Origin of the sequence: Pseudomonas sp., from assembly GCF_035497915.1 — a bacterium.
In the GTDB taxonomy this organism is placed as follows: Bacteria; Pseudomonadota; Gammaproteobacteria; order Pseudomonadales; family Pseudomonadaceae; genus Serpens.
Map to the genome: position 1 here is coordinate 93,701 of NZ_DATJCS010000015.1, position 19,358 is coordinate 113,058.

Genomic DNA, 19,358 nt, shown 5'->3' on the forward strand with positions numbered 1-19,358 from the left:
GCAGGTCCGGTAGACCTTCTCCCCAAAGGGCTAGCCACCTCAACCGCCGCCGATCTGGTTGCACAGCTCGCTGGTCAATCACTCCCCGCCCCTGCTGTCGGATGCTCGTTACGTTCCCTCTGCCAACGGAGCTTCCCCATGCCCATCCACGCCTACGGCGCCTACTCCGGCACCCAGCCTCTCGAACCCATGCAGATCACCCGTCGCACACCCGGCGCCCATGATGTGCAGATCGACATCCTGTTCTGTGGCATCTGCCATTCGGACCTGCATCAGGTGCGCTCCGAGTGGGCCGGCACGCGGTTTCCCTGTGTGCCGGGCCATGAAATCGTCGGCCGCGTGAGTGCGGTCGGCCCGCAGGTGTCGCGCTACCAGGTGGGTGATCTGGTGGGGGTCGGCTGCATCGTCGACAGCTGCCAGCACTGCGAGGATTGCGAGGCCGGGCTGGAGAACTATTGCAACGACATGGTCGGCACCTACAACTCGCTCAGCGAAGACGAACCCGGCTGGACGCTCGGCGGCTACTCGCAACAGGTCGTGGTGCATGAGCGCTATGTGCTGCGTATTCGTCATCCCGAAGACCAATTGGCCGCCGTGGCGCCGCTGCTGTGTGCCGGCATTACCACCTATTCGCCGCTACGGCACTGGAAGGTCGGGCCGGGCCAGAAGGTCGGGGTGGTCGGCATCGGCGGGCTGGGCCATATGGGCATCAAGCTGGCCCACGCCATGGGTGCGCATGTGGTGGCCTTCACCACCTCGGAGTCCAAGCACGAGGCGGCGAAGCAGCTGGGCGCCGATGAGGTGGTGGTGTCGCGTAACGCGGATGAGATGGCAGCCCACGCGCTGAGCTTCGATCTCATCCTCAACACCGTCGCCGCCTCGCACGATCTGGACGCCTTTCTGGTGCTGCTCAAGCGCGACGGGGTGATGTGTCTGGTCGGCGCGCCGGCCACGCCGCACCCGGCGCCGAACGTATTCAACCTGATCATGAAGCGCCGTTCCATTGCCGGCACGCTGATCGGCGGCATTCCGGAAACCCAGGAGATGCTGGATTTCTGTGCCGAGCGCGGGATCGTCGCGGATATCGAAATGGTGCGGGCCGAGCAGATCAACGAGGCCTACGAGCGCATGTTGCGCGGCGATGTGAAGTACCGCTTCGTGATCGATATCGGCACGCTGGCGGGCTGACCGACGAAACCGGGCAGCCATCGTCCGCAGGACGCCGAGGACGAACCACCGCTGGACCGCGCTGTCTCCACGCTTATCGCGATGAACACAAGGAGGACATCATGGCCATCCCCTACCGCCGCCTGGAGAAGCAAAATGCCGCCGTGCTGCTGGTCGATCACCAGACCGGCCTGCTTTCCCTGGTGCGCGACATCGAACCGGATACGTTCGTGAACAACGTGTTGGCGCTGGCCGATCTGGCCCGTTACTTCGAGCTGCCGACCCTCCTGACCACCAGTTTCGAGAACGGCCCCAACGGGCCGCTTCTGCCCGAGCTGAAGGAACGTTTTCCCGATGCCCCGTACATTGCCCGGCCTGGGCAGATCAACGCCTGGGACAACGAGGACTTCGTCGCCGCGGTGAAGGCCACCGGCCGGCAGCAGTTGATCATCGCCGGCGTGGTCACCGAGGTGTGCGTGGCCTTTCCGGCCCTGGCGGCCATCGAGGAGGGTTTCGAGGTGTTCGTGGTCACCGATGCCTCCGGCACCTTCAACGCCCTGACCCGGGATTCGGCCTGGGGGCGCATGAGTGCCGCAGGGGTGCAACTGATGAGCTGGTTCGGCGTGGCCTGCGAGCTGCACCGCGATTGGCGCAACGACGTCGAGGGCCTGGGCAGCCTGTTCGCCAAGCATATTCCCGACTATCGCAACCTGATGGTCAGCTACGCGCAACACGCGAAATAGCGGGCCTGCGGAGGCGCGCATGACGCCTGTCGAACCTTTCTTCCGCACCGCCGGCGACGGCTGCGGAGTGCTCTGCTTCCACGCCAATGCGAGCAGCTCGAGCCAGTGGCGCAGCCTCATGGAGCGGCTGTCTGGGGATTACCGGGTATTCGCGCCGGACAGCTACGGCGCCGGCAAGACGCCGCACTGGGGTGGCGGCCGGCTGCTGACCCTGGCCGACGAGGTCGACCTGATCGAACCGCTGCTGCTGCGCGCCCGGCCGCCGTTGGTGCTGGTGGGCCACTCCTATGGCGGCGCCATTGCCCTGCTCGCCGCGCTGCGTCATTCCCAGAAGGTGCGCGCCCTGGCGCTGTACGAGCCGACGCTGTTTTCCCTGCTCGACGCCGAGTCGCCGCCACCCAATGCCGCCGATGGCATCCGCAGCACCGTCACCACCGCCACCCGCGCGCTGGAGGCCAACGACCCGAGCGCTGCCGCCGAGTGCTTCATCGATTACTGGATGGAACCCGGCGCGTGGCAACAGATCCCGAAGGAGCGCAGGCCGGCCATCCTGGCCAGCATCGTCAATATTCCGCACTGGGCCCATGCGCTGACCCGGGACCCCACCCCGCTGGAGGCCTTCCACCGCCTGGACATGCCGGTGCTGTACATGACCGGCCAGCGCTCACCCGCCTCGTCACTGGCCGTGGCCCGCCTGCTGGCCGGCGCCCTGCCCGACGTGCGCCGGGTCGACTTTCCCGGGCTCGGGCACATGGGCCCGGTCACCGATCCGGAGCCGGTCAACGCCGAGATCGAGCGGTTTCTGGCGAGCCTCACGCGCCATTAACGACGGCGCTACACGCCCCGCTCGTTGTTCCAGATCAGCACGTGCAGTTGCGGCAGCACCCGGGGCCGGTACCAGCGATCGGCGGCGATGCGCTCAACCAGCCAGCGCAGTTGCGCGTTGAGGGCCTGGATATCGGCCTCCCGCTCGGGTTGCTCGGGCGTGGCCGGCGTCGGATTGCAGGGCTGCAAAAAGAGCGGCAGATCGGGGTAATCGGCGGCCAGGGCTCTGGCCCACTGGTAATCCGCCTCGTCAGCGATCACCAGCTTGAGACTGACCCGGGTATCGGCCCCGACGGCGGCCAGGCAGGCGTCGAAGCGCTCCTTGCGAAACGGCATGCCCGAGGACGGCGGCTTGGGGCTGAGGGTCAGGTAATCGAGCGCGCCGAACCACGGCTGAGTCTTGCTGCCCTGGGTTTCCATGGCGAAGCGGTGGCCTTGCCGGTGGCCGCGCTGCAGCAGCGTTTCCAGCGGTTGCAAGGCGGGGTTGCCGCCGGACAGGGTGACCAGAATCGGCTCGCCACCGCTCAGCCGGTTGACCTCGGCGAGGATCATCTCGGCGTCCATGGCCTGCCAGTCGGCGCGGAACACCGGGTCCACCGCGTAGCGGGTGTCGCACCAGCTACAGCGGAAATCGCAACCGCCGGTGCGCACGAACACCGTGGGCATGCCGATCAGCGCGCCCTCGCCCTGGATGGTCGGGCCGAAGATCTCGCTGATGGCGATCACGGCCGGTACTCCGCCCAGGTCTTGGGCGTCTCCGACACCGACACCGCGCTCACCTCGGACCAGCGGGCGCGGGCCCAGTCGTACAGGTGGCGGGCCAGGCGTTCGGCGGTGGTGCATGCGTCACCCAGCACCTCGTTGAGGTGGCGGTGGTCGAGGGTGTCGTCGATGTAGTCCTTGAACGCCTTCAGTTCCAGGTAGTCGCGCACGAAGCCGTAATGATCGAGCCGCTCGCTCTTGAGCTCGATCACCACCACATAGTTGTGGCCGTGCAGGCGGGCGCAGGGATGGCCGTCGGGCATCTGCTTGAGCTGGTGGGAGGCGGAAAAGTGAAATTCTTTCCTTATCGTGTACATGCGTTGACCCTCGCCACCGCTTCGCGCCAGTACTGCGGATCCTGGTAGGGCGTGGGGTCGGGCACGCCGGCCAGCGCCATGGCCTCGATGCGCTCCACGCAGGTGCCGCAGCGACCGCAGTGGATCTCGCCGCCCTCGTAGCACGACCAGGTATCGACCACCGGCACGGCGAAGCGCGCCGCGTCACGGGCGATCTCGGTCTTGTCGGCGTTCACGTAGGGCGCCAGCAGTGCCACCTCGGCCACACCGTCCAGCGCCCGGGCCTGCATCTCGCCGAACAGGCGGATGAAGTCGGGGCGGCAGTCGGGGTAGATGAAGTGGTCGCCGCCGTGCACGGCCAGGGCCACGGTATCCAGCCCGCGCGAGGCGGCCACGCCGAAGGCGATGGTGAGCATGATGGCGTTGCGGTTGGGCACCACCGTCACCTTCATGGTCTCTTCGCTGTAGTGCCCGTGGGGGACGGCGATGTCATCGGTGAGGGCGGAGCCGGAGAGCTGGCGGCCGATCTGGCCGATGTCCATCACCAGATGGGGCACGGCCAGCCGCTGGGCGGCCAGGCGGGCGGCGTCGATTTCCTTACGGTGGCGCTGACCGTAGTCGAAGGTCAGCAGGGCGCCGAGGGATTGCTCCGCCGCCAGCCGATAGGCCAGGGTCACGGAGTCGAATCCGCCGGAGCAGATCAACAGAGCATTCATCATGGGTGTCCTTGTTTTGTCCGGGTAGGCTGCGACCGGTAACGCGGCGGCCATTGTAACGGCCGGTCTCGGCTTGTCCATGCTGGCGCAGGATTGCCGGCGGCCATGCGTACGATTAAGCTACGCTCCGTATACATTTCATATACGGAGCGCTTCATGGGAATCGTCAAAATCTCCGACGGCATGCACGAGAACCTGCGCACCGCCAGCGTTGCGCTCAGCCGGTCGATCAACGCCCAGGCCGAGCACTGGATGCGCCTGGGGATGCTCGCCGAGCTGTATCCGGACCTGGATTACCGCGAGTTGTCCCGCCTGCTGATTCGCGCCGAGCAGCAGGGCGGACTGGATATCGGGCGCTTGTGCGCGCTGCCGGCGGAGCCACCGCTGCCGCACGCGGCGGGAGAAAACTGATGAGCCGGCGCATTCCCCTGCACTCGCCGCAGGAAATCGCCTGCGCCCGCGAGGCCGGCCGGCTGGCCGCCGAGGTGCTGGCGATGATCGCGCCCCACGTGCAGGCCGGCGTCAGCACGGTCGAACTGGATGCGCTGTGCCACGAGTACATCGTCAACGTGCAGCGCTGCATTCCCGCCAACCTGGGCTACCACGGCTACCCGAAGACCATCCTCACCTCCGTCAACCAGGTGGTCTGCCACGGTATTCCGTCCGCCCAGGTGCTGCGCGACGGCGACATCGTCAATATCGACGTGGCGGTGATCCGCGATGGCTGGTACGGCGACACCAGCCGCATGTTCTTCGTCGGCGAGCCCGACGCTGCGGCGCGCCAACTGGTGGAAGCCACCCACGAAGCCCTGTGGGCCGGCATTCGCGCGGTGCGGCCGGGCGCCACGCTGGGCGATGTCGGCCACGCCATCCAGCGCGTGGCCGAGCGCGACGGCTACGGTCTGGTGCGCGAGTACTGCGGCCATGGCATCGGCCGCGTCTACCACGATGACCCGCAGGTGCTGCACTTCGGCACCCCCGGCAGCGGTGTGCGCCTGCAGCCGGGCATGATCTTCACCATCGAGCCGATGCTGAATGCCGGGAAACGCCAGGTGCGCAGCCTCGCTGACGGCTGGACGGTGGTCACCCGCGACAACTCCCTCTCCGCGCAATGGGAGCACATGGTCGCGGTCACCGACGACGGTTTCGAGGTGCTTACGCAGTGGCCGGACGCCGGCGACGCCTCCCCTTCCCTGGCCCGGCATATGGCAGTCGAAGCTGAGTAACGCTGCGCTCAGACCGCCACCGCCTGACGCTGCGCGATGGCCGGCGCCAGCAGGAAGTCCAGCACCGCGTCGCGGGTCTCCAGGCCGGCGCGCTTGTGTTCGATATCGATGAAATGCCCGGCCCTGGCCACGCGGTGGAAGTCGCAGTGGCGCGCATGCTGGGCGAACAGGCGGGCGTCCTGGGGAGTGGTGTACTCGTCCCATTCGCCGTTGAGAAACAGCAGGGGAACGTCGATGGCATCGGCCTGGCTGACGCAGGAGCGCCCTTCGTGGTGCAGCACGGTGTCGACATGGAACTTCATCTGCGCGTACTCGTAGAGTTCCAGCGAACGGATGTGCCGGTGGTTGTAGCGCTGGTACAGCGACGGCAGGTGCTTGCCGATGGTGCCGTTGACCAGCGCGGCAATGCCGTCGCGGTCGCCGGCGCCGAGCACCTGGGAGCCGCGTTCCAGGTAGTCGAGCATGGCGCCGTTGATCACCGGCGAGAACGAATAGATCGCCGCCTTGCGCAGGTGCCGAGGGCGGCGCGCCAGCGCCTTGAGACTGGCGATGCCGCCCCAGGAGAACGACAGCAGGTGGTCGGCTTTGAAGTGCTCGATCAGCCCGACGATGATGTCTGCCTCATCCTCGCGACTGAGCAGCCGCTGGTGGTGGTTGTGGCGCCGCGAGTGGCCGGCATACGGCAGGTCGAACAGCACGACGTTGAAATGCGGCTGCAGGTAGCGGGTGGTCTGGGCGAAGGACGCCAGGGTGGAGAGCGAGCCATTGACCAGCAGGATGGTGCCCGCAGGCGTCTTTGCCCGGTGCAGCTCCGTGTAGATCCGGTGAGTTCCTTGAATATCCAGTACAGCGATTTCCGCTTTCATCCTGGCGTGCCTCCTTGATGGCAACTGTCGAGATTCCTGTTTCATCCGGCATGCCTCGCCCCTCGCGCGCAGGTTCCAGGTTGCGCACGATTCGGCAGGCATAAGCAAAAAAGGCCCCCCGGCGACCAAAGACGAACTGGCCGGCTGGCTGATGGACGGGGCATGTGTGGCGGGAGTTCCCGCGCGTGGCGTGTCGCGCCTCGACCCGAGGCGGGCACCGCTCGCTCTTGTTAGCGCACCCAGTGAAGCAGCGGTGTATGACGGCAACAAGTTAGGCCCGGGGAAATCGCTTTCATCCGCCCAACGGTCGTCGGGCCTGCGACATGCGTCCGCCTGCCTAGTAGTCCTCGAACATGCCCTGCGCCTGCCAGAGCAGCTGGAACACCCCCCCGGCCCTGCGCAGTTCATCCGGCGGGCCGTCCTCGACCAGCTCGCCGGCCTGCAGCACCAGAATGCGGTCGAAGCGCGCCACGGTGGACAGGCGGTGCGCCACGGCCAGCACGGTGCGGCCCTGCATGAGGTCGTCCAGCGCCAGCTGGATCTGCGCCTCGGATTCGGAGTCGAGCGCCGAGGTGGCTTCGTCGAGAATCAGGATGGGGGCGTTCTTCAGAAACGCGCGGGCGATACCCAGGCGCTGACGCTGCCCGCCGGAGAGCCTGCCGCCGCGCTCGCCGACCACCGTGTCGTAGCCCTTCGGCAGCGCGCGGATGAATTCGTCGCAATAGGCATGCCGGGCCGCATCGATGATCTGCGCCTCGGTGGCGTTGGGCTGCCCGTAGGCAATATTCTCGTAGATGGTGCGGTTGAACAGCGCCGGCTCCTGGGGCACCACGGCGATCTGCTTGCGCAGGCTGTCCTGGCTGACCGAGCGGATGTCGCGATCGTCGATGAGGATCACCCCGGTGCGCACGTCGTCCAGACGCTGCACCAGCTTGATGAGCGTCGATTTGCCCGCCCCGGACGGGCCGACGATGCCGACCCGCTGCCCTGCCGGAATGTCCACGAACAGGTGTTTGATGGCGCTGCGCCCATCGGCGTAGGTGTAACTGACGTCGACGAAGCGAATGCTGCCGTGGCTTTCGTCCAGCTGCACCGAGGTATCGCTCAGCGCGTGAGGCTGGACGATGATGCGCAGGGTATCGGCGATTACCCCGAGCTGCTGCGAGGTGTCCACCAGCGCCAGGGCCAGGTCCCGCGAGCCGTGCAAGATGCGGAAGGTCAGTGCGCTGACCATCACCACGTCGCCCGGGGTGATCTGCCCCTGCTGCCATTGCAGGATGGCCCAGCCGAGCATGCCACCGGCCATGATCGACAGGCAGAAGTCGTGGAACACCCGGGCGTTTTCCAGGTAGATCCAGCTGTGCCGATGGGCCTTGGCCTCGCGGCCGATGGCCGCCTCCAGCCGGCGCCGTTCCCGCTCCCGCGCGGAGAAGGCCTTGATCGACCAGACGTTGGACACCATGTCGACGATCTCGCCGCTCACCTTGGCGGACTGGGCAGCGTACTCGATGTGCCGGCTGCGCCCGCGAATGCCCATGCGGGTGATCAGCGTGGCGACGATCAGCACACTGACGATCAGCGCAAAGCCCATGGTCAGCTGCACGGTGAACAGCACGATGACCGCGCCGACGAAGTCGATGCACGGCGGGATGATCTTCCAGGCCAGCCCGCCATAGATGCCGCCGGCCGCGCCGCCGGCCGAGGAAATCCGGTTGGCCAGCGAGCCGGCGAAATGCTGCGAGAAGTAGCGCATCGGGTGGCCGGTGAGGTGGTTGAACAGGTCGATGCGCAGGTCGGCGCCGCTGCTCACCACCGTGCGGCAGCCCAGGTAGCCGGCCGAGCGCCAGAGCAGGTTTTCCACCACGATCAGGAAGATGAACAGGAAGAACGGCGGCCAGACGCGGCCGGCTTCGCGGCCCAGGGCCATGGCGTCGACCAGCAGTTTCATCCCGTACTGCACCGCCACCGCGCAACTGGCGGCACCGACGATGAGTCCAAACAGCGTGCCGAAATGCCAGGGGCGCCGCCGCACGTAGCGCCACAGGAACGGGACCGGCTGGTCCGGCAGGGAGTTGCCGCCGGGCGGCCTAGTGTCCATTGCCGTGTCCGCTCATGGCCACGGGTGAGGCGAAGCGCGCCTGGAACACCCGCATTTCCACATGCAACGGGTGGAACGGCGCGCGGGTGCCCGCGTGGTCGGCATAGCCGAAGGCCCCGGTGGCGCAGTAGCGGTCATCGTTCCAGCCGGGATAGTCGAGCATCGGATACCAGCACACCCCGTGCAGCGGCAAGCCTCGCTGCAGCGCCAGGGCCACCTGGTCGCCGATGTAGCGCAGCCAGGGCACGCGCTTGGCGAACTCGCCGCCGGTCTCGGCCAGCAGCAGCGGACGCCCGTAGCGCTGGTGCACTTCGCTGAGCATGCCCACCAGCGGCCGGTAGCGCGGATCGTCCCGTTCGAGCTTGGTGCCGCCGTCCAGGTACCACTGGTTCTGCGGGTAGAAGTTGACGCCCATGATGTCCAGGTACTCCTCGCGCCCGCCGAGGCCCGGCCAGCGTCGGCCGGTGAGCAGGTCCCAGGCGTCGAACTGCGACTGGCGGTACGCCTCGGCGGCCTCGATTTCGTCCACGCGGTGCGTGCGGGAGATGACGTTGATCAGCGGATCGCACTGCACGAAGCGCGCCTGCGGCGTCACCGCGCGAATCGCCTCGATGGCGGCGATGCTGGCGCGCACCAGTTGCTGCTTGAGTTCCTCACCCCGGTTGCGCGCGCAGGGATTGAAATAGGCCTCGGCCCCGCCCGCCCAGCTCCAGAAGGAGATCTCGTTGATCGGCGAAAAGAACGGCGTCTCGATGCCCTCCTCGCCCATCAGCCGGGCGACGGCCGCCGCGAAGCGCTCGAAGCGCTCGACGAACGCCGGGCGCCAGATGTCGAGGTCGTCGGGGTAGCCGTAATGGCAGAGGTCCCAGATCACCTGCAGGTTGCAGGATCGCGAGGCGCGCAGCACGGGCAGGAAGCTGCTCCAGTCGTAATGGCCGGGCTGGCGCTCGATCAGGTGCCAGCGCAGGCCGTCGCGCACGCAGCGAATGCCCAGCGGCGCAAGCTGGCGATAATCCTGCTCGGCAAAGCGCGCATGACCGGTCGATTCGAGCAGGTCCAGGCGCCGGCCATCGTTGCGCCGGTGACTGGAGCATTCGTAGCCCGCCATCAGGAAGCTCGCGAAGAGGCGCGTCGACACGGCGGCGTCTCCCCTGCCCTCAGCCCGACTCGGCTTCATGGCTTTCCACGGCGACGCCCGCCTCCCGGGCGATGCGCTGGTAGAGGGCCAGCGCCTGCCCGACCACCTGGTCCATGTTGTAGTACTTGTAGGTGCCCAGCCGGCCCAGGAAGGTGACCCCCGGCGTCGCCTCCGCCAGCGCCTGGTAGCGCCGATACAGCGCGGCGTTCTCCGGGCGCGGCACCGGGTAGTAGGGATCACCATCGGCGCAGGGGTATTCGTAGCTGATGCTGGTGCACGGGTGCGGCTGGCCGGTGAGGTGCTTGTACTCGGTGATGCGCGTGAAGGGCACGTCCGGGGCCGGGTAGTTGACCACCGCCACCGGCTGAAACACCGGCTGCTCCAGCGTCTGGTGCTCGAAGCGCAGCGAACGGTACGGCAGGCGGCCGAAGCGGTAGTCGAAGTACTCGTCGATCGGCCCGCAGTACACCAGGTGCCGGTAGGCGATGCGCCTGCGCACCGCCTTGAAGTCGGTGCCCAGCAGCAGGTCGATGCGCGGATGGTCGAGCATGCGTTCGAACAGGCGCGTGTAGCCGTGCAACGGCATCATCTGGAAGCGGTCGGTGAAGTAGCGGTCATCCTCGTTGGTGCGTGTGGGCACCCGCGAGGTGACCGACTTGTCTAGCTCCGAGGGGTCCAGCCCCCACTGCTTGCGGGTGTAGCCGCGAAAGAACTTCTCGTACAGCTCGCGGCCGATCTGGTTGATCACCACGTCCTCGGAGGTGCGGATCGTCGCCACCGGCTCGGCGCGCCGGGCGAGGAATTCCGCGGCCTGCTGTTCATCCATGGCCAGCCCGTACAGGGTGTTCAGCGTGGTCAGGTTGATGGGGATCGGCACCAGATGCTCGTCCACCCGCGCCAGCACCCGGTGCTCGTAGGGCCGCCATTCGGTGAAGCGCGACAGGTAGTCGACGATGCGCTGGGCATTGGTGTGGAAGATGTGCGGCCCGTAGCGGTGGACCCGCACGCCGGCGGCGTCCAGATGGTCGTAGGCGTTGCCGCCGATGTGTTCGCGCCGGTCCAGCACCAGCACCTGCTTGCCCAGCCCCGCCGCCAGGCGCTCGGCCAGCACGCTGCCGGCGAAGCCGGCGCCAACGATCAGGTAGTCGTAGACGCGCCCGTCGCCGGCCGCATCCAGGCTCAGCGCAGGCATTCGATCCGCTCCCGGATGGTGGCGCAGGTCTTGTCCCAGGACATGCCGTCCAGCACCTGGTCGGCGAGGCGTTCGACCGCCTCCGGAGCGATGCGCAGCGCCGCCTCGATGGCCTCGATGAAGCCCTGCGGTGTCGCGGCGATGCTGACCACGCCGCTGTCGCCGTAACCCTTGATCACGTCGCGAATCGGCGTGGACACCACCGGCCGGCCGCCGGCGAGGTACTCGGGGGTCTTGGTGGGGCTGATGAAACGGGTCGACTCGTTCAGCGCGAAGGGCATCAGCGCCACGTCCCAGCCCGACAGGTAGCTCGGCAGCTCGCCGTAGGGCTTGGCGCCCAGGTAGTGGATGTTGGGCAGGCGCGGCAGCGTGGCCGGATCGATCTTCACCACCGGCCCGACCAGCACGATGTTCCAGTCGGGCCGCTGCGCCGCCAGTTCGCTGAGCAGCTGGATGTCGAAGCGCTCATCGATGACGCCGAAGAAACCCAGCCGCGGCCCCGGGATAGCGGCCTGATCGGCAGGCTCCGGCAAGGGCTGCCGGGCGGCGGCGAAATGCGCGACATCCACACTGCTGGGCACGGCGTGGATGTTGGCGTGGTGCCGGCGCTTGGCCTCCCACAGGCTGTGGCCGCCGGTGAACACCACATCGGCGCGGGTCATCAGCCGGCGTTCCATGTCCACCAGCGCGGGCGGGGCGTGGCGAAACGCCGAGAGCTCGTCCATGCAGTCGAAGATCACCACCTGCCCTTGCAGGTGCCCGGTGAAGGCCAGGCTCATCGGGGTGAAGTACCAGAGCAGCAGCTCGGCCGCCTGCCGCTTCGCCAGGTAGCCATCGAGCAGCTCGCGCTGGGCGCGGATCGCCTGTGTCTCGTGCATGCCGGCGGGCAGTTGGGGCACCAGAAGCGTCACCCCCGGGGCGGCGGCATGGCTTTCCAGCCGAGGCGCCGCGTGCCCCTCGAAGATCGGTTCCTCGAAAAACAGCACGTCGTAGTCCGCCGCCAGGCGCGACATCAGGTGCTGGGGACGCTGGTAGACGAAGCCCCAGCGCAGGTGCGACAGGCACAGCAGCGTGGCCCGCGGGCGGGCCGCACGCAGCGGTTCGCGGTTCAACGGGGACAGGCGGGGCGGTTCGAGCGGCTCTTCTCGATTCATGCGGGCTACCTTTGATGGCATCAAACGAATGAATGCCGGCTCCCCGGGCGATGCTGCCCGGATACCGCACGCCAGCCTTGCTTGGAGGAAGCCGCCACGCGCCCCGTTCAAGGCCGCGCGATGAACTGCATGGAGGGCCGCTGGCCGCGACCCGGTTTCCGGCGCAACCGCTCGCCCGGCGAGCTCGCCAAGGCGCGACGACACCGAATGGCTGTGAAAAGGAAAAAAGGGGGACAGATTTCAAATCTGTCCCCCTTTGAGCCAAGCGGCGGCCTTATAGCGCAGCGGAAAAGCCGCCCGGTGCAAGCCCGCTTGGGCTGGAGCAAATTCGAGTGACTTGTTATGCGCCTGTTTGCTCGTTAGGCAATGTTGCCTGACCTACTTGTCATTGCTTATGCATCAGTAAGACAGGTTGCCCGAGACGAAACACCCTTCTCCTGGTAGACGGCACGAATAGTGATGAATTCGTGCTCCACGCGCATGAATGCATCGACGATATCCGGGTCGAAATGGCGGCCCCGATCCGACAGGATGATCTCCGCAGCCTTTTCGTGACTCATGGGGTCCTTGTAGCAGCGCTTGGAAGTCAATGCATCGTAGACATCGCCCAGCGCCAGGATGCGCGCTGCAAGGGGGATACTTTCTCCCGCCAGGCCGTAGGGGTAGCCGCTGCCGTCCCACTTTTCATGGTGAGACTCGGCGATTTCGATACCCATCTGAATGAAGCTGTTGCCCGGATGCTGCGCGTTCACGGCCCGCAATGTTTCCGCGCCAAGCAGCGCGTGGGTACGCATCAGTTTCCATTCCTCGTCGGTCAGCTTCCCCGGCTTTTGCAGCACCATGTCCGGCACGCCGACCTTGCCGATATCGTGCAAAGGGCTGGCGCCGTGAATGTCGTCCACAAAGCGGCTGTCGATCTGCGTGGCATATCTGTCCGTCTTACTCAGGTCTAGGGCCAGCACACGGCAATATTCCCGCATGCGCTCCAGATGCTGGCCCGTTTCCGGGTCGCGCGACTCGGCCAGTTTGGACATGGCGAAGATGGTCGCAATCTGGGCCGAAGACAGTGCCTTCACCTGCTGGCGGACTTGCTCTTCCAGGAGCCCGTTATGCGCCTCGATACGCTGCTGGTAGTGCCGCTCGGTATCGTGGGCACGCTTCCTTTCAAGGCAGGCATTGATGCGCGCCTGGAGCAGGACGGGGTTGAATGGCTTGGGCAGGTAGTCTTCAGCGCCCAGTTCGATACAGCGCACCACGCTGTCCATTTCGCTCAGGGCGGTGATCATGATGATCGGGATATGACGCAGTTTCTGGTCCGCCTTCACGGCTTCCAGGACCTGATACCCGTTCATTACCGGCATCATGATATCGAGCAGGACGAGGTCGAAGTCGGCGCCTTGCAACTGGCTGAGGGCGTCATGGCCGTCCACCGCCAAGGTAACGTGGTAGCCATTCTTCTTCAGGCGCCGGTAAAGAAGATCGCGATTGAGCTCGGTGTCATCCACCACGAGGATGGTGGGTTTCTTCGCACTGATATCGTCAGCGTCCATGCTTCATCCGTTCTCGAAATTGTGTCAGTCGACAGGCCTCACTGAGGCCCCTCGCAGGCGTCCAGCAAGGCGGCGATCTTGCCGACGAGGCGGGTAAACTCCACGGGCTTGGTGTCGTATTCGTCGCAGCCCGCTGCCAGGGTCTTTTCCCGGTCACCCGTCATGGCATGTGCCGTGAGAGCAATGACCGGAGTCGCGGCAGTTTCTGCATTGGCCTTGATGCGCCGGGTCGCTTCCCAGCCGTCGAGCACCGGCATGTTCATGTCCATGATGATGAGATCCGGCTTCTCGGCGAGCGCCACGCGGATTCCCTGTTCGCCGTCGGCAGCATGCACCACCTGAAAACCGCGGCGCTCCAGACGTCGGGACAGCATGTCCCGGTTCATCTCGTTGTCTTCCACCAGCAGGATTTTCTTCATTATCGGGTCTCGCTCAGGTCGGAGCGCTTGCTGCCGCCGGCATGCCTGTCACGCACCAGATCGCGCAAGCTGTTCACCAGGTCGTCGCGCCGATAGGCCCCCTTCTGCAAGGTACGTTCGACACGGCTGTTGAGAAACTGCCGATCTTCGAGGCTGAGGTCCTTCGCGGTTACCACCACCACCGGAATGTCGTCGCAGTCCTGGCGCTTGGCCAGTTCGTCGAGGAACTGGAAGCCATCCATCTCGGGCATCATGAGGTCCAGCAGAATCAGTTCGGGGCGGCGCCTGGTGACGCACTCCAATGCTTCCCGACCATTGCTTGCCAGAACCGCGTGCCAGCCTTCCTTTTCCAGCATGCGCTGGGTCATTTCCCGGGTCATGGCATCGTCCTCCACCAGGAGCACGAAATGCTCGGCATGCTTAGGGCAGTAGCGCTCGATAACACTGAGCAGGCGCGACCGGTCGAACGGTTTGACCAGATAATCCGTTGCGCCCAGCGTGTAGGCCAGGTTGCGATCCTCGACGATGGTGACCATGACCACGGGAATCTCCGCCAGCTCAGGATCCTGCTTCAGGGCGGAAAGCACGGCCCAGCCATCCATGCTGGGCATCATTACGTCCAGGGTAATGACACTGGGTCGCAACTTGCGGGCCAATGCGAGGCCCTCGGCCCCGCTATTGGCGAAGACGACCTTGTACCCCTCCTCGCCCAGCGACTTTCCGATGATGTCGCATACCGCAGGGTCATCGTCGATCACCAGCACGAGGGAATTATCGGTGGTGCGCGATTGACCCGCGGAATCGGTGGGCGGGGCGGCGCTGGCGGTTTGCTCGGCCACTGTCGCAGGCAACCGTACGATGAAGGTGGTGCCCTTGCCGGGCGTACTCTTTACATCGATGGTGCCGCCCATCATGTTGCAGAATCGCTGGGTGATGGTCAGACCGAGTCCCGTACCGCCATATTTCCGGGTCGTCGAGGCATCCGCCTGGGTAAACGCCTGAAACAGGCGCCCGAGCTGCTCCTCGGTCATGCCGATGCCGCTGTCCGTAACGCTGAACACCAGCGATTCCTGCCGTTGCCTGCTTTCCCGCGCAACGCTGATGGCGATCTCGCCCTGCTCGGTAAACTTGCTGGCGTTGGACAACAGGTTGAACAACATCTGTCGCACCTTGGTCATGTCGGCGCGCATCTCGCCGACGTTTTCCGGCAACTGAATCGACAGGCGGTTGGCGTTCTTCTCGACCAGCGGGCGAATGGTGGTGCAGACATCCTGCACCATCGAACTGACGTCGAACGTCTCCAGATAGAGTTCCATCTTGCCGGCTTCGATCTTGGAGAGGTCCAGAATGTCGTTGATCAATCCCAGAAGATGCTTGCCGGCGGATTGAATCTTCTGCAGGTCGGCCACAAAAGTTTCCTCGCCCATGTCCTGCGCCTCTTCGCTGAGCATCTCGCTATAGCCAATGATGGCGTTCAAGGGAGTGCGCAACTCGTGGCTCATGTTCGCAAGGAAAATGCTCTTGGAGCGGTTGGCCTGTTCCGCCGTCTCCTGGGCACGGTTGGCCTCGTTGATCATGCGGTGGAGTTCCTGGTTCACCCGTTCCAGCTCGTGGGTGCGTGCCTCCACGCTGCGCTGCAAGGTGATGTTGCGCTCGAAGAGGGAATAGGCGCCGCCCGTATCGTTGACGCTGCGCTCCACGCGCTCCATGAGGACTTTGGTGATTTTTTTTTGTGCCGCCAGTTCTTTTTCCAGGCGGGCGATGCGCTCATCGGCAGTCATGTTTCAGCTCCCCAGGGCCAGGCCAGTCAGGGTCTGGTTCACATGAATACCGTTGTATTGCTCACCATAGGTGCTAAAGCCGATGAACTTCGCCCCGCCGAGTGCGTCAGGCGCCAGTTGGGTGAGGTTTTTCTGCTGCAGTTCCAGGCGGCGCAGGATGCAGTCGCAGCCCAGCACCAGCTCGAGGTTGGGTACCTCCCGGCGCACTTTTTCCAGGTGCTGCTGAAGGTTGTCCAGCAAGGCATGTCCCTTGGCGACGGTGAGCACCAGGCCGGTGTCGATGGCGCAGTAAAAGGTCAGGCTGCCGTCCGGGTTGGCCTTCTGGATGGAGCGGACGAAGTATTCCCCACCGATTCGGAGCATGACCGGATAGGCCGCAAAGATCTGCGGCGTCAGCTCCGTTACCTCCAGGCCCACGGCTCTGGCGTACTCTTCGGCGGCGGGGCCACCATTGATCTCCATCACGGTCCGGGTCGCGCAATCGCTCTCGGTGATCACCAGCCGGGTTTCCGTCGTTTCAAAGTGCTGAGTCTGAAACGTCTCGAACGGCAAGGTGGTCTCGAACAGCGTGAAGATCGCGGCGTTCTTCAGAAAACGCCCGTTCCAGTACACGAATGTTTCACCGAAATTGAGATCGTCGCCGGCCGAGCCGCCAATGATGGAGACGCCTCTCAACTGGCTATGGAGGGAAGCGGTAACCTGCTCCTCCAGCATCGACATGCCATCCACCAGCAACAGGCCAAACATCTTGCCGGGGTCGAAATCGTCGGCCAGGTTGAGGGAACCGCGCAGATCGCGGGCCAGGATTTCGGCCTCTTCCAGACCGAAGTTATCCAGCGGATGGATCAGGCGCGGATGAATATGCAGCTCGTCCGAGGCCAGGCTCACCCCGACGACCCCACCCTCGATATAGCCCAGCTCGGACGTGATCTCGCCCGCTGTGGTGCAGCCGATGACCGGACAGGTCAAGCGCTCTTGCAAGGTCGCGCTGAAAACATCGAGATCGTAGCGGGGGGAGCAGAAGAAAATGACCAGATTGGCGTCAGCCTGCTCCAGCCGCTCCGCCAGTTCTGTTGCAGCCTGGCGTGAGTCTGTCGCGGTGGAATGGGCCTTCTTGACGCGCAAGCGTTGTTGTTCCTGCATGGTTCTCTCCTTGTGCTCCACGGGGATTCGCCCATAGCACTATTGCGCTGGGTTTATTGGCAATAGCGTAGCCACCGTACCAAGCATCTCTTTGTCGGGCTGACAGAGTTAACCGGAGAATGTTGTATTTACGCAGGGCAAACTGGCAAGCCCGCAATGAGCGACAATTTAACGCACCCATGCACGGCGCATCTGCCTGGCGATGCTCGGGCACAAGCTTGCACAAGCGATACGGCGGACCCGTTGCCAGCGCCGATGATTTCGGATGAGAAAGCAAACTTACGGTGACCAAACCAGCTTCCATATTCTGCATTCCGACCAGAAATAAATACCGCCTCGCCGCGCTAACAGGCACGCGACATAGTCTGCGGAGCGGCAAGCTTTTTTCGCGCTTCCGGATTCAGCAACGAATTATGCGTCTACATTGCCAAAAACAGTCGAATGCGCATTCCCAATGTTACTCGTCCGTTAGAACTTCGTTCGTAACATTGTCAACTACAACAGGACTGTCAAAGTACGTAATTGAAGGAGCCGTGCCGTACTTCTCCTGTACAAAATTCTTCCAGCTCTCGGTGTAAACCGCCTCTGCGTCAGCACGAGAGCGCCAGAGATAGACTCCGCCAGCAGTACGCCCATCTTCCGACAAGATATAGGACTTGCGAAAAAGGCCCAATACGCCCTGATACTTTGGAGCCGTACTCAGGAAAATGCTTCACGCTTCCTCTCGCGTAATCGGCTTTGGCAACTGGAACGTCGTGATAGCGGTGATCATTTTAACTCTCCTTCCGTTGTAAATATCGTCAAAGACGCATAACACCGCAGTAGCAACGCGTAGGCAGTCCGGTGGAGGCCATGCTTTGGCCGGTCCTGTAATCTGCATAACGCCATTTTTTAGCGGCGCCAATGTAGCATAGCGAAATGGGCGTCCGGTGGCCCGGGACGTACAACAACTACTGGTTAAGTATCTTTGCGATCATACACCCTGGCTCAGCATGAGGTGTAAAGGGTACATGGCGTAAACCATCAAAGCAGTTAGCGCGAGACTGGCGGCCGCAAGTTTCCCCAAGTGCTGCCTACGCGACCCCCGAACTAGAGCAACTACCACAATAATGGTGGTCGTATCGGCACGACGATCCAGTAGCTACCGAGCGAGAATGCGAAGGACGACCATGCTGGTACTTCACCGTAGAAAGACCGGAAAAACCTCTCAAACTCCGGCACGGCCGGAGTTTCCCGCCAATACCATGTAATTATCGATTGCAGCGCAACAGAAAGGAAAACTAGCAGGGTGAAAGATATTCTCATGGATCCTTCCAATAAACGATTAAGCTAACGGGCAGGCAAAGCACAGCTTTTGCGTTGAGCGAAGCGAACGGTGTTGAGCGCATTGCTATACGCTGAATTGGCGTAGAGCGGCCATTAGCAAGGTGGCAAACACGAAAATTCCTACGCAGCATACGTAAGCCTCATTTTTTGATCCGCTTAGCCACTCGCGCTTTGGATATTTTCCAAGGGTAGCTGCTTTCACAAAAGGCCAACCTATAGCGTAAAAGAAGGTTCCCATTAGTAGGTCGGCTACTACGTTGCCTAGGAAGCGGAGGATTAGGCTGAATATCTCGTCCATGTAGCTCCAGCGTATAGCGTTGAGTTAAGCCGACCGCTTTATCGGGTCGACTTGAATGAATGGTTAAGCTTCTTGAAGAAACAATTTTCAAGCCAGAGAGACATAAGCCGATTCGACTCTCGCATTATCATCATGGCACTTATCAGGAACATACAGCCTAATCTGGCTATCAATCACTATAAGGTCAGAGCCGTGCTCCAAATAGCATACGCCAAGCTCATTAAGAAGAGCGCATAAATCGGTACACCTGTAGCAAAACACCTGAAGACTTTTGTAGATTAGCGTGGCGGACGCAGGAAATAACTCCACCCCTTTGATCAGCTCATTACTAGCGTAATAGACGTGCACGCCAATCTCATCGTATGCATCGGTCGTGTTCTTAGAGAACTCCGTCTTCCGAAACTCAACAAAATCCCCACCAAGTACGGAGCGTACTCTTTTCCTTGTCATACCTTGGCTTAATGGGCCGATTCGCCCTTCAGAGAACTCGAACTCCATACGAAAGACCCAGACTACTTAATCGGGATAGGGAGACGCCTCACGGCGCCTCTCCTCCCACACCACCGTGCATACGGGTCACGTACACGGCGGTTCGATGAATATATTCCTGCCGCACCGCAATGGCCGGCAGCCCCAAGTTCGTGAAGTACCGCACTGG

At 63.6% G+C, this 19,358-nt stretch carries 17 protein-coding genes; 5 read left to right on the forward strand and 12 right to left on the reverse strand.

Annotated elements, in window-relative coordinates:
- The first annotated feature begins 138 nt into the window (after positions 1-138).
- The 3 genes from VL129_RS05550 (at position 139) to VL129_RS05560 (ending at position 2,736) form a co-directional block, all read left to right on the forward strand.
- Positions 139-1,188 carry an NAD(P)-dependent alcohol dehydrogenase gene (locus VL129_RS05550; RefSeq protein ID WP_325410911.1) on the forward strand — a complete coding sequence of 350 codons (1,050 nt, stop codon included), beginning with the start codon at positions 139-141 and terminating at the stop codon, positions 1,186-1,188.
- 101 nt (positions 1,189-1,289) lie between these two features.
- A complete protein-coding gene (ycaC, locus tag VL129_RS05555; RefSeq protein WP_325410913.1) occupies positions 1,290-1,910 on the forward strand; it encodes an isochorismate family cysteine hydrolase YcaC in 621 nt (206 codons plus the stop codon).
- A gap of 19 nt (positions 1,911-1,929) precedes the next feature.
- Positions 1,930-2,736, forward strand: coding sequence for an alpha/beta fold hydrolase (locus tag VL129_RS05560; protein WP_325410915.1), 807 nt, complete (start codon positions 1,930-1,932; stop codon positions 2,734-2,736).
- Between the two features lie 8 nt (positions 2,737-2,744).
- On the opposite strand, the gene queE is transcribed toward VL129_RS05560, so the two are convergent.
- Genes queE through queC form a run of 3 tightly spaced genes read right to left on the reverse strand, consistent with a single transcriptional unit; the run spans position 2,745 to position 4,509 of the window.
- Positions 2,745-3,461, reverse strand: a complete 717-nt coding sequence (gene queE / locus VL129_RS05565; RefSeq protein WP_325410917.1) for a 7-carboxy-7-deazaguanine synthase QueE — start codon at positions 3,459-3,461, stop codon at positions 2,745-2,747.
- A complete protein-coding gene (queD, locus tag VL129_RS05570; protein ID WP_325410919.1) occupies positions 3,458-3,814 on the reverse strand; it encodes a 6-carboxytetrahydropterin synthase QueD in 357 nt (118 codons plus the stop codon). The genes queE and queD overlap by 4 nt, the downstream gene beginning before the upstream one ends.
- Complete coding sequence (gene queC, locus VL129_RS05575) at positions 3,802-4,509, reverse strand: 7-cyano-7-deazaguanine synthase QueC (protein ID WP_325410921.1); 708 nt, start codon at positions 4,507-4,509, stop codon at positions 3,802-3,804. Before queC ends, queD begins: the two co-directional genes overlap by 13 nt.
- 156 nt (positions 4,510-4,665) lie before the next feature.
- Between queC and VL129_RS05580 the strand changes: the two genes are divergently transcribed.
- Together VL129_RS05580 and map are read left to right on the forward strand one after the other, a co-directional pair.
- The gene (locus VL129_RS05580; protein WP_325410923.1) at positions 4,666-4,920 is read left to right on the forward strand and encodes a ParD-like family protein; all 255 of its coding nucleotides are present in this window, start codon (positions 4,666-4,668) and stop codon (positions 4,918-4,920) included.
- The gene (gene map, locus VL129_RS05585) at positions 4,920-5,735 is read left to right on the forward strand and encodes a type I methionyl aminopeptidase (RefSeq protein WP_325410925.1); all 816 of its coding nucleotides are present in this window, start codon (positions 4,920-4,922) and stop codon (positions 5,733-5,735) included. The genes VL129_RS05580 and map overlap by 1 nt, the downstream gene beginning before the upstream one ends.
- 8 nt (positions 5,736-5,743) lie before the next feature.
- On the opposite strand, the gene VL129_RS05590 is transcribed toward map, so the two are convergent.
- The 9 genes from VL129_RS05590 to VL129_RS05630 form a co-directional block, all read right to left on the reverse strand.
- The gene (locus tag VL129_RS05590; protein ID WP_325410927.1) at positions 5,744-6,601 is read right to left on the reverse strand and encodes an alpha/beta fold hydrolase; all 858 of its coding nucleotides are present in this window, start codon (positions 6,599-6,601) and stop codon (positions 5,744-5,746) included.
- 337 nt (positions 6,602-6,938) lie between these two features.
- The gene (locus VL129_RS05595; RefSeq protein ID WP_325410929.1) at positions 6,939-8,699 is read right to left on the reverse strand and encodes an ABC transporter ATP-binding protein; all 1,761 of its coding nucleotides are present in this window, start codon (positions 8,697-8,699) and stop codon (positions 6,939-6,941) included.
- Positions 8,689-9,807: a glycoside hydrolase family 1 protein gene (locus VL129_RS05600; protein ID WP_325410952.1), complete on the reverse strand. Its 1,119-nt coding sequence runs from the start codon at positions 9,805-9,807 to the stop codon at positions 8,689-8,691. Before VL129_RS05600 ends, VL129_RS05595 begins: the two co-directional genes overlap by 11 nt.
- Positions 9,808-9,856: 49 nt before the next feature.
- Positions 9,857-11,029: a UDP-galactopyranose mutase gene (gene glf, locus VL129_RS05605; protein ID WP_325410931.1), complete on the reverse strand. Its 1,173-nt coding sequence runs from the start codon at positions 11,027-11,029 to the stop codon at positions 9,857-9,859.
- Positions 11,017-12,183 (reverse strand): glycosyltransferase family 1 protein, encoded by a 1,167-nt coding sequence (locus tag VL129_RS05610; RefSeq protein WP_325410933.1) that lies wholly within the window; start codon positions 12,181-12,183, stop codon positions 11,017-11,019. The genes glf and VL129_RS05610 overlap by 13 nt, the downstream gene beginning before the upstream one ends.
- A 392-nt stretch (positions 12,184-12,575) precedes the next feature.
- A complete protein-coding gene (locus tag VL129_RS05615; protein WP_325410935.1) occupies positions 12,576-13,733 on the reverse strand; it encodes an HD domain-containing phosphohydrolase in 1,158 nt (385 codons plus the stop codon).
- A 38-nt stretch (positions 13,734-13,771) separates the two neighbouring features.
- Entirely contained in the window at positions 13,772-14,152 is a 381-nt protein-coding gene (locus tag VL129_RS05620; RefSeq protein WP_325410937.1) for a response regulator, read from the reverse strand.
- The gene (locus tag VL129_RS05625) at positions 14,152-15,933 is read right to left on the reverse strand and encodes an ATP-binding response regulator (RefSeq protein WP_325410939.1); all 1,782 of its coding nucleotides are present in this window, start codon (positions 15,931-15,933) and stop codon (positions 14,152-14,154) included. The genes VL129_RS05620 and VL129_RS05625 overlap by 1 nt, the downstream gene beginning before the upstream one ends.
- Positions 15,934-15,936: 3 nt before the next feature.
- Positions 15,937-17,076 carry an FIST N-terminal domain-containing protein gene (locus VL129_RS05630; RefSeq protein WP_325410941.1) on the reverse strand — a complete coding sequence of 380 codons (1,140 nt, stop codon included), beginning with the start codon at positions 17,074-17,076 and terminating at the stop codon, positions 15,937-15,939.
- Between the last annotated feature and the right edge of the window lie 2,282 nt (positions 17,077-19,358).